Annotated in this window: 6 protein-coding genes and 2 pseudogenes; 3 read left to right on the top strand and 5 right to left on the bottom strand. The window is 62.8% G+C overall.

Annotated features, from left to right (window positions below):
* Positions 1 to 160 precede the first annotated feature (160 nt).
* The 4 genes from BRX43_RS18845 to BRX43_RS18860 form a co-directional block, all read right to left on the bottom strand.
* On the bottom strand, positions 161 to 1054 hold the full coding sequence (locus BRX43_RS18845; RefSeq protein ID WP_125996611.1) for a methyltransferase domain-containing protein: 894 nt from the start codon (positions 1052 to 1054) through the stop codon (positions 161 to 163).
* A gap of 227 nt (positions 1055 to 1281) precedes the next feature.
* Complete coding sequence (locus BRX43_RS18850) at positions 1282 to 2805, bottom strand: sialate O-acetylesterase (RefSeq protein WP_206433289.1); 1524 nt, start codon at positions 2803 to 2805, stop codon at positions 1282 to 1284.
* A 108-nt stretch (positions 2806 to 2913) separates the two neighbouring features.
* On the bottom strand, positions 2914 to 6375 hold the full coding sequence (locus BRX43_RS18855) for a LamG-like jellyroll fold domain-containing protein (protein ID WP_206433290.1): 3462 nt from the start codon (positions 6373 to 6375) through the stop codon (positions 2914 to 2916).
* A 70-nt stretch (positions 6376 to 6445) separates the two neighbouring features.
* Positions 6446 to 7129: an ROK family protein gene (locus BRX43_RS18860; RefSeq protein ID WP_125996613.1), complete on the bottom strand. Its 684-nt coding sequence runs from the start codon at positions 7127 to 7129 to the stop codon at positions 6446 to 6448.
* A gap of 221 nt (positions 7130 to 7350) precedes the next feature.
* Here BRX43_RS18860 and BRX43_RS18865 point away from each other — a divergent pair, with 221 nt between their 5' ends.
* Together BRX43_RS18865 and BRX43_RS18870 are read left to right on the top strand one after the other, a co-directional pair.
* Positions 7351 to 10557 (top strand): TonB-dependent receptor, encoded by a 3207-nt coding sequence (locus tag BRX43_RS18865; RefSeq protein ID WP_241215075.1) that lies wholly within the window; start codon positions 7351 to 7353, stop codon positions 10555 to 10557.
* 56 nt (positions 10558 to 10613) lie between these two features.
* A complete protein-coding gene (locus BRX43_RS18870; RefSeq protein WP_125996614.1) occupies positions 10614 to 12140 on the top strand; it encodes a tryptophan halogenase family protein in 1527 nt (508 codons plus the stop codon).
* Positions 12141 to 12172: 32 nt separating this feature from the next.
* Here the strand turns inward: BRX43_RS18870 and BRX43_RS21090 are convergent.
* A pseudogene (locus BRX43_RS21090) lies at positions 12173 to 12331 on the bottom strand (sugar kinase); the annotation flags it as partial.
* A 70-nt stretch (positions 12332 to 12401) separates the two neighbouring features.
* On the opposite strand from BRX43_RS21090, the pseudogene BRX43_RS18875 reads away from it, so the two are divergent.
* Positions 12402 to 12703, top strand: a pseudogene (locus tag BRX43_RS18875) (transposase); the annotation flags it as partial.

Here is a 12703-nt window from a genome sequence, read left to right on the forward strand (position 1 = left end):
ATCGCCAGGGTCGCGGGCGACTGGCCAGCCAGCCGCTGGGACGAACTCATGCCGTGGAACTGGATGCCGCCAGCAGATCGGCCGACCGCGCAAGCTGCCTGATCTGCGGTCGTCACACCACGCTTACTGCCAAGCAGGTCGCGCTGCAGCCTCTCCTCGTTCAGCTCGCTCCCAGCCGCCTCAACGCGGACTGTTCAGCGAGCGAGCGTTGGGCGCGAGCCGCGACTAAGAAGGCGAGGTCCCAAACGATCACACCACCCGCAGCGCGATGCTCTTCCTTTAGTCGCTCCGCCAGTGTGTCCGGGTCGATCTGATCCACGGTCGCGATGCCTCGCTCGACTATTCGCGGCAGCATCGCCCGCATGAGTGTCGGCAGGAAGGAGGGCTGGTTGGGATTGAGCAGGATGGCTTCGCCGCGCGCCTCCTCAACCGAAAGCCCCAGTTGCTGCATCAGTTCGGCGAGCCGGAGCGCCAACCCCAGATCCCCTCCTTCTGCTTTAACCGTGCTCCAGTTCCAGTCATAAAGCTGGCGGTGCAACGCCAGGTATCCAAGCCCTGCGGGAAGGGTGGTGCGTGCATGTTCCTGAAATGCCAAGACGGCATTAGGATTGGCCATCGTCGCTAGCCGCTCCAGTGCCGTGGCGGCATCGGGTAGGTACATCAGAACGCGACGGCCGACGATCGCGTCAAAACGGCCGAGATCGGGCACGTCACCCGAAAGATCGACCGCGCGGTACTGGATATGCGCGACACCCAAGTCCGCGTCGGTCGCTTGCGCTACCGCCAGCGCCTGTTCGCTCCGGTCGATCGCCACGACTTCGCCGTCTGGCCCGACAAGCCCAGCCATAAATCGACTGAGGTCACCATTTCCGCAACCGACATCGAGTACTCGCGCCCCGGGAGAGATGCCGATGTCGCCGAAGAAGCGGGCGCTGGGAGCATTAGCCGGATTGGGAGGGAAGCGCAGAGGTGAGTGAGACATTGTCTCATTATACAGGTGGTCGTGCGCTTGCCAAGTGCAGCTGTCTGGGGAGTTCGGATAATCACGGGACATGACGCGCGACGAGAGACCTATTTCCTGATGCGATGAACGAGTGTCCGAAGTTGGCGTACAGGAAAGGGAGCTTGAACGTCCGGTAGTGGGTCATGAATCGTGATCGCAAGGCATGGTGGCCGCTTGTGCCCCTGAGCAGACGCGATACTCTAATCGCAGCGTCATCGTCCCCGAGATCGAGCGCATTTTCTCCGCTTGCGGCACTCGAAGCACCGAATGCAAAGCGATCAAGGATATGCCATGTGCCCCTGGATGCGTTCCTCCGAGGTGAACGTCGACATGGGCAGGCCTGCGGCATTGTAGAGGTTGACGGGCACCACGTTGCTCCAAGCGTACCTGACGAAGCGAGGCCGCTCCACAGGTCCGGACACGACCACGGTGTCACCATCGATCCGAGCGGTCGCGGGGACGAACCTTCGATCGGCATCGGCGATCTCAAAGCCGCTCACGGGCGCTCCTCGGCTAGTCAGACCTCCGGCATGATCGAACCAGATGCGTATGCCCCCGGCCTCGACGGTCGCCTGCCGGAACAACGGACCTGCATAGGCGACGTTCTCGGCATAGGCGATGTTCCTTGCGGCGAGGGCTAGACGATGGGCGACAGTCTGCTTGTCGCCGGGATGCACGTTGTGGGCATCTCCGACGTCGGTGGTGACGGCCATGGCCGTCCCGACCAACGCCAGCGCACGCCGCTGCGCGTCGCGGACCAACCCCCATTCCTCGGCTGGCGAGTCGAAGGAGGAGATTTGGGCATATAAGAACGGGAATGGGCCTTGGGCGAAATCATGCCGCCAATCCGTGATCAGGCCCTGGAACAGATCGGCGTAGTAGGGAGCCCGAGCGACGTTGCTGTTCGTTTCCCCCTGGTACCAGATCACACCCTTGATGCCGTACCCCGTAAATGGAGCCACCATGCCATTGTAGAGGGATGACGGCCGATATGCCTCCTCCGGCGGATGCCATTGCCGCGCCGGGGGCGTTCCGCCCGAGGCTCGGATAGCGGCGTCCTCTCGGGATTCCGCGACCAGAGCCAGATCGGCGTCCGCCTGCTCCTGCTGGAAGCGTGCGCGGGCATCGAATGCGGGAGTAAGCGCCGGGTTTGTCGCGAAGGCCTCGGCGGAGACCCAGCTGTCCGCCGGCGTTCCTCCCCACGTTGAATCGATGACGCCGATTGTCACACGCTCGCGCGCCGCGATCTCGCGGGCGAAGAAGTATCCGATCGCCGAGAAGCCAGCGGCCGTCGCCGGCGTGGTCGTCGTCCACGCCGCATCGACGTCTCGTAATGGCACTGTGCTGCTGCGATGCTCGACGTGCAAGAGTCGGACGCGCGGATTGGTCGCGGCGGCTATCTCAACTGCGGAATCCTTCAGCGGTGCTCCGTCGAACCCCTTCAGCGGAAACTCCATGTTCGATTGCCCGGATGCGAACCAGACGTCGCCAAGCATCACGTCGCGTATGCTGACCGAGCGCTCCGCTTTCTCGCCGTCGACATGCAGGAGGTAGGGTCCGCCCGCCGCCTCCGGCTTTAACCATATCTCCCAACGGCCGAGTCGATCCGCCACCGTGGCAGCGTGCTGACCGTGGAGCGCGACCGCTATGCTCGAGCCTGCACGTGCCCAACCCCAGATGTGGATCGGTCGATCTCGCTGGAGTACTGCATGGTCACTGAAAAGGTGGGGAAGACGAAGCTGCGCCGTCGCAGGGGATGCGATGAGCGCGGCGTAGGCGGCGGCAGCGAGCAAGCGGTTCATCATGGACATTCCAGGAGTTCTCAGGATGGAAGCGGCCCACGACCGCCGACGGACGCTTACCCGCCCTCGGGCATATGGTGGGCGGGTTCGCGGGTGGCGCTGTTTCGTTCAGCGAACGGGTACTTCTCCCGCCGCGACGTTCCAACCGCGCAACGTCAGCGAAGTGGCGCGGGGGGCGTGGCTTGCAGGATACCGGACTTCGATCGTTCGTTCCTCTCCGGGCAGAAGGGCGACATAGTTGTCGCTGTAGAAGGCGGGCAGAACGCGTTTCCCCGCCGCGTCGACCAGGGTCAGCTTGGCATTTAGCGCGGGAACGGCGCTCGAGTTGGTCATTCTGACGGTGACGACCTCCTCGCCGCCGTCCGCTTTCGTGGTCGCGGACGTCCCGAGGGTTACCGACTTCAGGTCGTTCAGCGCGCGATGCGCCGCCTCATTCCTACCGCGCCAGTAAAAATTCTCAGCCACGACCACGCCAGCGCGATCGATCATCTCGAGCTTGACGAGCAGCATCGGATGCGCCGCGAACAGGCGATCGAGCGGGATCGCTGTCAGCGGCGTCGCTGCGTTGGCGACGGCGTCAACCCGGTCTTCGCGCGTGAACAGTTCCGTATTGTCCAACCCGACGACGCGGGTGCGTACGCGCAGGTCCGGCCGGGCGGCGCGAGTGGTGTTCAGGACGACGATTTCGTTGCCGGGCAGGTTGAGTTGGACGTGCAGCGGCTCGGTGGCCTTCTTAGCGCCGTAATAAGCCGCGTGGGTATCATAGTCCCAGCTGTAGATTTGCCATGTGTTGGACGGCCAGGCCGGATGCGTCATCCACAGCAGCCGTCCGGAATTCTTCGTCCACAAGTGCCCCAGGAACCCCTCGTACATCGCCTTGTGCGTTTCGAGGTTCATCATCTGTGCCTTGCGTTCGAAATCGGCAAAGCTTGTCGGGGGCCCGAACATCGTAGTGAGCGCGTTCATGAACGTCTTGGTGTCGCCGTTCCCGCTGAAATGCCAGTCGTGATAGGCGAGCGTGTCACTAAGCGGCCAGGTTTCGCTATCCGGCATCGAAGCTCGCACCGATTCGAGCGTCGATAGCGACGGCGTGCCGGTTTCGACTGAGAAGCCGGTCGCGAGATCAGTAAAATAACCGACCGGCGGGCGGTAATTATAAGGCCCCGATCCCTGCAGATTGACGACGTTCGAGCTGCCGGTGAACCAGCGGGTGCCGTCCTCGCGTACGATCACGTCGTCCAGCCCCTCGTTGAGCGCCGGATAGGGCACGCCTTCGTTGCGGCCGAACCAGAGGATGATCGAGGGGTGGTTGCGATACCGCCGCACCACGTCGTCCGCGTTGCGTAGAAACAGCTCCGGATCCTGCGGCTCGATTTGGAAATTCTGGGTCGACTGCCAGAAATCGTTCAGGATCATCATGCCATTCTCGTCGGCAAGATCGTAGAATTCCTCTTCGGTGTTATTGCCCATCCAGTTGCGGATGACGTTCATGTGCGCCTCCTTCTGGAGGCGGAAATAGGGCGCCAGCCGGTCGCGGTCGACGCGCTTCATCGCATCGTCCATTCCCCAATTGCCGCCCCGCGCGGCGATGGCGACGCCGTTAACGCGGATCGTCAGATGCGGTTCGGGCATCGTCGCGGTGACCGGCGTCACCGCCGGCGAGCGTTCACCGACCGGGGTCAGCGATTCCGCCCAGCCGTTGGCGGATTGCTTGATCGCCTGATGTCGGACGTCGAGGATTCGTTCGCCGCGCAGGCTGGCATCGGTGAATTGCAGATTGACCCGGCGCAGCGCGCCCGCCGCGTCGAACAGCGACAGGTCATAGCTTACCTCGCGGATGCCGAACCGGTCGGTTCGAGTGTCGGACAATCGGCCATCCGCCACCGCCTCGAGCGATAACTGATAGAGCGCCTGTTCGCCGTAGCCGTTTGGCCACCATAATTTCGGATTGGCGACGTGCAGCTGCGCGAAGTCGGCGGGGGTGAAGGCGATGCTGCTGTCGCCAGGCGCCGCGGTCACTGTCTTTTCGACCTTCACGTCGCCGAACGCTGCGCGGACCGTCACCTGGCGTGCGGCGAGCCCGTCGTTGCGGATCGGCACGGTGATATAGATGTCGGCGCGATCGGTGCGCGGCAGCGGCAGATCGGTGACGACATGCGGATCGAGCAGCCGTACGGGGCCATGAGCGATTAGTTCCACCGGTCGCCACAAACCCGTGTCACGATCGCGAATGCCGGGAATCCAGTCCCAGCCTTCGGTCGCGACGAAGGTGGGCCCGTCAATTGCTAGCTGGCCGCCGTTTTCACCAACGCCAGCGCTGATCGACTGCTCATGGGGGATGCCGGGATGGGGCGGCGGCGAGACGCGGACCGCGATCACGTTTTCGCCCGCGACCGGTGTCAGATCGAACTGGCCGCGGATGAACGCCCCGCGCGTCGAGCCTAGCTTGGCACCGTTCGCCCAGATATCGGCGGCGTAGTTGATGCCGCCGAACACCAACGTCAATCGCTTGCCTGCTGCTTCGGGCGGGACGACGAAACGGGTGCGATACCAATAGTCCTGTCGCGCCAGGCTTTCGGGAATCTTGAGGTTGTTCAGGCCGTAATAGGGGTCGGGATAGACGCCGCGGTCGACCAGCGTGGTCAGCACCGTGCCGGGCACGGTGGCCGGTCGCCACGTGCCGCTGACGCTGCCTGGGCGCGACAGCGTGACGGCATCTTCCCGCACCTCCGGTGCGGCGGCGAGCTGCCAGCCGTTGATGATCCAGCGTCCGTCGCGGGTGGGCGCCAGACCGGTGGGAGGCAGCGCCGTGCGGATGGCGGGCGGCGTGGTCGCGTCGCCGCGCGCACGGGGCAGCGTCCAGGCATCCTGCTGCTGAGTGAGCCCGATGTTCGCCTGTTTCTGGAAGGGCCAGCCGACGCCGACGTGCCAGAACTGCGTCGTCGCAAAATCGGGCCGTGCCGCAGCCGCCGCGGCGATCTCGCCGGGTCGGCGCGCATTCGGTGCGAATTGGGCAGCGGCGAGCGATCCGCCGAAATGGCGCGGCGTGGCATCAGGCACCTGGCCGGTCCCAACCGTGGGGGCGACCGCTAGCCTCAGTGCGACCGCGGACGGTCGGCCGGCACGCGAGGCGACGGTGCGACCGTCGACGTAGACGACGAGACTTCGACCGTCGGCGACTGCCGCGACATGCGTCCAGCGACCGGGAGCGATCACGGCGCCGCCGCTGACCCGGACCGACCCGTCGGTCGCAGCGATCCGACCATCGCTCATCGCAAGGCAGCGGCAGACGCCGGCCGGGTCGCCGATCGCTATGAGCACGCCGGTTTCGCCTGCCCGGTCCGGGCGCACCCATGTGGACAGCGTCCATGGGGAGCCCGCCGCAACCGCAGCCTCGGCACCGGTCAGATCGCGCTCGACGCCGATGCCGCCACTAAGAATCGTGACGTTATAAGGGCCGGCGTTTGCGATCGCCGGGGCTCGATCGTTCTGCGTCCCTGTCTGGGCAGACAGAGGGGAGGCGAAGGTTCCGCCGAGCAGCAGCGTTGCGATCATGGCTTTATGTCTCATCGTCGTTCCTCTCTGAATCAGGTCACCGGTCGCTGCCGGCGTCTCATTTTTTTCGGCGTAGCGGATAAAGTCAGGATTTGGCCGCCCAGAACCGCGCCGCGCCGCGCGCGCCGGAGGCGTCGCCCCAGCGTGCCGGCACGATCCGTCCCTTCCACGGATTTGAGGAGGCGTGATGTCGAATCACCTCTGCTCGGCGGGGATATGGCCCTCCAACTTCCGACATGCCGCCGCCTAGTACGATGTCCGAAATCCTGCCGTCAGGTACGATACCGTCTTCCACGCCCGTTCCGATAACGCGTGCGAAGACGCTGCCGGCAACGGCTCCCGCGTCGTTACGGGCTTCTGACACTGCCAGGCAGCTGGCATCGTTGGCGAGCCGCAACTCATGGGGCAGCGCCACGATAGGATCCTCTCGTAACGGCCGCCGGTTGAAATACGTCGAGTTGCCATCGCGCACGCCGCCGCTGCGGGGCAATAGCGACCTGGGAGTGCCAATGCCGATCGTGCAGGCTTCACCCGCCGCGGCATCCGTCGAAGCGGCGCGTTCGGCAATGGTCCGGATGGCGGCAGCGTATTCGCCGGGATCTAGAATCCTCTGACGCCGAATCAACTCGCCGTCGCCGGTCAGCACGACTGTCTCGATCTTCGTGCCGCCAAGATCGATGCCGAGCGCGGACGGCGCGACCGCGCTTCTGGCGGGTCGTTGCGCTGACTTCTCTACAGGCGTGAACAATCTTGGATGCAAACCGGACATCCTCTCATGACAAATTTGTCATCTCACTATTGCCAACGGTGAGGATGCCAAAGAGATTTACAAATACAAATTGAAATTTTTAATTGACGGTTCTTTTTCGTGCGATACATGGGGAAGGTCAAGACAACGGAAAGTTGCGGCTGACATGATGGAGGGGGAACAGGGGGCTGGGCCCACCGATGATCAATCCTCCCGTGTCGAATGGTCCGCCGAGGCCGGCGATGACGAAAGTGGAGGAGGCGATCGATATGGCACGTGTGAACACCAAAATTCTGCTGATGGCTGCGGCATCCGTCACGGCGCTGGCGAGTGGCGGAACCGCTATGGCGCAGCAGTCATCGACCACCCAGGGGGTGCTGCAATCGCCGCCCGCCGATCAAGCTGCGTCGCCGACCGCGCAGGCCGCCGATCAGGATGGGTCCGTCCGCAACGGTGATGAGACGAGCGCCGACACTCAGACCGACGGCGGCGACATCGTCGTCACGGGCATCCGGGCGGCACAACAGCGTGCGGTCAACCTGAAGCGCGATGCGGCGTCGGTCACCGACTCGATCTCGGCCGAGGACATCGGCAAGCTGCCGGACGTCACGATCTCGGACTCTTTGCAGCGCATCCCCGGCGTTCAGATCCGTCGTGATGCGGGCGAAGGCGCGTCGATAAACATCCGCGGCCTTCCTCAGGTGACCACGCTGCTCAACGGCGAAGCCTATTTGGGCGCCCAATCGATCACGACGATTCAGCCGAACTTCAACGACATCCCTTCTCAGCTGTTCGCAGGCGCCGACGTCATCAAGTCGAGCACTGCAGACCTGCTGAACGCGGGCATCACCGGCACAGTCAATCTTCGGACACGCCGCCCCTTCGATCTCAAAAAGGGTTTCACCTTCGCGGCGGCGGCGGAAGGCGCCTATGGCGACAAGACCAAGAAGTACGATCCGAATCTCAACGCACTGGTAGGTTGGCACGGCGAACGGATTGGCATCCTGATCTCGGGCGCCTATTCAAACCTGCACCTGTCGAATTCGCATAACGGCATACAGGAGGGCTATGGCGCGGCGCTGCACAACGAGCAGTTCAATACCGCCGCCAATCCTACCGGCGACGTCAACACCAGCAACGGTTTCTCGCCTTCCAATCGACCACATGGCACGATCGTTGGGACCGGGCGCGATGTGAATGGTGATGGCGACGCGAACGACGCGTTCATCGTGCCACAGGGCTTCACCGCATGGGACAAGGTCAACCAGCGCGAGCGCATCGGCATCAACGCATCCGCGCAGTGGGAGATCAGCGATGCCCTGACGCTGAATGCCGATGCGTTCTTCACCCAGCAGAACGAGAACGACCGGACGGCCGGTATCCAGATGCAGAACGTCAACTGGCAGGCGGGAGAGTTCGTCCCCGGTCGGTCGCGCAATACCGGTCGGCAGGTCACACTAACCAGCGGGAACATCTCGCGCGCATATGATTTGAACACGACGCAGATCTATAATTACGACCTCGGCAATTTTGACTCCTACAGTCAGAACGACCGCTACAAGTCGCAATCCCAGAACTACAACGTCGAACTGAAGTACGACAATGGCGGCCGCTTCAAGGCAGTGGTGCGTGGCATCTACGGCAAGGCTTACAGCAACTACGACCAAAGCTACCTGCAATTCAGCCCCTCGAACGGTGCGCAGTGGCAGCCTGGAGGCATTGGCCACTATCCAAGTGGCGACATCGCATTCAATCCCGGCGGCTACCAAGTGAACACGGTAGCCGGTGCCGCGTCGCTTCCAGCAAGCGTTGATTTTACCGGCGCGCAGCCGGTGTTCACCTTGCCAACGCAGCTGACGACGCTTCTCGGCAACATCGACAACTACGCGCTGAAGACCACCTCGTCGGAGGGCAACTACCGCCGCAAGGGTGACCTGAAGCTGGTCCGTGGCGACGTCACGTACGAGGCTAACGACAATGTCAGCGTAGCCGCCGGCGTCCGCTACAGCGAGCGCTCGGTCGACGACTTCGAATTCGATCGCGCGGCGCCGCTCTATGCGGGCCAGGCTTCGCAGACGGGCGGCTGCCTTGTGAAGTGGAAGGCCTTCGACGTGCCAGTCGGCGACGCGTCGTGCTATGCTGGCACGGGCACGTTCAACACGCCGGGCTTCCGTCCCTACACGGCCGGTCTGACTCGCAAGGCGAGCGCCGCGATCTTCAATGGCCAAGTAAAGCAGTACGACCTGCCCGGCGCCGGCCTACCCCCGATCTACGTCTTCGATCCAAAGGCCATGGATAACGCCCTCGCGTTCCAGAACAGCTTCTACCCGGGGAACGTCGAAATCCAGAATCCGGGCGCATCCTTCAACGTCGGCGTCAAGCAGACCTCGGGCTACGCGCAGCTCAACGTCAAGGGCGAAGTCTTTGGCATCCCGGTGAGCGGCAACGCCGGGTTGAAGATTATCAACACCAAACTGGACATCACGCAGTACGTTACCGGCTCGCCCCGCCCGTACGGTGTCGCGAACGTGTCGAACGGAACGGTAGAGACGAAGCGCAGCTTCACCGATTATCTGCCTGCCTTCAACCTGGCCTTCGACTTCGCCAGCAACCTGAAGCTACGTGTGGCCTTCTCACGAACCATGACGCTGCTCGACCTCAATCAATGGGGTGGCGGTCTCAACCCGACCTATGCGATCGACACGACCAACCCGGGCTCGCCAGTGTTTCGCGTTACCGGCGGCAGTTCGAACGGCAACCCGCAACTCGATCCGTGGCGGGCGACGAACGTCGAGGGCTCGCTGGAATATTATATCGGTCGCAGCAGCCTGATCAGCCTAGGCGCATTCTACATCGACGTGGCGAGCTTCATCCAGTCGGGTAACATCGTACGGACCGACCTGCCGGATAACGACGGGGTGGTTCGCAACCGCACCGTGTCCATCAGCACGCCGGTCCAAGGTGCGGGCGGCACGTTGAAGGGTGTCGAAGCAGGCTGGAAGCAGTCGTTCAGCGACCTAGCCTTCATGCCGACCGTGTTTTCCAATTTCGGCATCGACGCGAATGTCACCTACTCGCCGTCCGATTCTGGCCAGGTCGATCTCGCCGGCGACAAGATACCCTTCCAGGACAATTCCAAAATTCAGACGAATCTCGCGGGGTTCTATCAAGACAGCCATTTCCAGGCGCGTGTAGCATGGAACTACCGCTCGAAGCGTGCCGTGCAGCAGAACTTTGGCGGCATCCAGGGGTTAGAACTTTATCAGCAGCCCACAAACTATGTCGATGCCTCGATCAGCTACGATTTCACGCCGAACCTGACGATTTACGCTCAGGGCTCCAACCTGACGGGCGAGTATGAGAAGTACTACCTGACGTTCCCGGATGAAAAGGCGTACAACAACATCTACGAGCGCCGATTCATGGCAGGCGCCCGTGTGAAGTTCTGATAGAACATGGTGCCCGCCATCCTCGCCGATGGCGGGCCTTATTCCCCGGAGGGTCTATGAGTGAAGCCGAGGAAACGGACTCGGGGCCCCCGTGGCAGCTGCGGTCCATAGTGATCGCCGGTGGTGGAACCGCGGGCTGGATGGCGGCGTCGTACCTCGCCAAGCGGCTCGAGGGCCGGAACGTTCGCATCACGGTCATAGAATCCAGCGCCATCGGCACCGTTGGCGTGGGCGAAGCGACGGTTCCAGGCATCCGGGACTTCCTTCGGGTGTTGGACGTCACCGAGCATGAGGTCATGGCGGCCACCCAGGGAACGGCGAAGCTCGGCATCGAATTCGTCGATTGGAAGCATCCAGGCACCCGATTCTTCCATCCCTTCGGCTTGTACGGCATGCGCTCGCGCGGCGTTGCCTTCCATCACTACGTCCGCAAGCTTCGTCAGGCCGGACACGAGATCGATATCGGGGACTATTGCCTCGCGACCGCGATGGCACGTCGCAACCTCTTCATGCAGCCCACCGATCGCCCGGTCCACGACCTGCTATATTTCGACTGGGCGCTACATTTCGATGCAGCCCTTTTTGCCAGGTTCCTTCGTGCGAAGGCGATGGAGTGGGGTGTGTCCCACCTCGACGCGACGATCACCTGCGTGCGTACGGACGAGACGTCGGGCCATATCCGCGCCCTCGACACGGATCGTGGCGAAACGGTCGCCGGAGATTTCTTCATTGATTGCACCGGCTTTCGGGCGCTTTTGATCGGTGAGGCGCTCGGCATACCCTATGAAGAGTGGACGAATCTGCTGCCATGCGATCGTGCCGTGGCCGTGCCGTGCGTGCGGCGCGAGGCGCTGACCCCGTACACCCGAAGCACTGCTCTCTCCGCCGGGTGGCAGTGGCGCATACCGTTGCGGCATCGCGTGGGCAACGGATACGTGTACGCGAGCCGCCACCTTTCAGACGACGAGGCGACGGCGACCCTCCTCGCGCGGCTGGAGGGGGAGGCGCTCGCGGAACCCAATGCGATCCGCTTCCGGACGGGGCGGCGCAGCGCGTTCTGGCATCGCAACTGCGTCGCGCTCGGTCTGGCGGCAGGGTTCATGGAGCCCCTCGAATCGACCAGTATCACGCTCATCCAGACGGGCTTGGAGAAGCTGCTTGGGCTCCTCCCAGACCGTCGGTTCGATCCGGCGCTGGAGGATGAGTATAATCGGACGACGGCGTTGGAATATGAGCGGATCCGCGACTTCCTCATCCTGCACTATGTCGCAAATACACGTCGTGGAGAGCCAATGTGGGATCGCTGCCGCAGCACCGCTCTGCCACCGATGCTCGCTAACAAGCTACGTCTGTACAAGGCGCGTGGTCATCTCGTCCGATACGACTGGGAGTCGTTCCAAGATCCAAGCTGGATATCGATGTACGAGGGCTTTGACATCCAGCCGGTTACTTACGACCTGGCAGCGGACCATTTTTCCGAGGCCGATCTAGCTGCAGCACTGGACCGCATGCGGTCATCGATCGCCGACGCCGTCGATTTGGCTGAGCCGCACGAGACCTATCTCAACGTATTATATCGTTAAGTCGACTAATCGCCGGGCATCACGGATGACAATCAACGTCTTCCGCTCTGTATCAAAATCGAGTCCGACGGCAGGATGTGATCGAGGAATGGGAGGATTGCGGCTCCTACCGCAGGCGCATCCTGCGCCATTACGGCAGGCATGATCTTGGCCCGGCAGGGCTGTGGGACGGCGTTCAATGCCTCTGAGAGGCCCTCATGAGCTGCCCCCCCCTGAGTGGTCCATCGACTATGACAGTCTGGACCAAGGAAGGGACGACGAATGCCTGCCAAGAAGCACAAGCCCGAGGAAATCATCGGGAAGCTGCGCGAGGTTGAGATCATGCTGGGTCAGGGCGGCACGACCGCCGAGGCTTGCCGGCGGATCGCCGTCAGCGAGCAGACTTACTATCGGTGGCGCAAGGAATATGGCGGCCTGAAGACGGATCAGGCGCGTCGGATGAAGGATCTGGAGAAGGAGAACGCCCGGCTGCGTCGTGCGATCTCGGATCTGACGCTCGACAAGCTGATCCTGCAGGAGGCAGCAAAGGGAAACTTCTGAGCCCCGCACGGCGCCGACGCTGC

It is taken from the genome of Sphingomonas sp. S-NIH.Pt15_0812 (assembly GCF_003951315.1).
In the GTDB taxonomy this organism is placed as follows: domain Bacteria; phylum Pseudomonadota; class Alphaproteobacteria; order Sphingomonadales; family Sphingomonadaceae; genus Sphingomonas.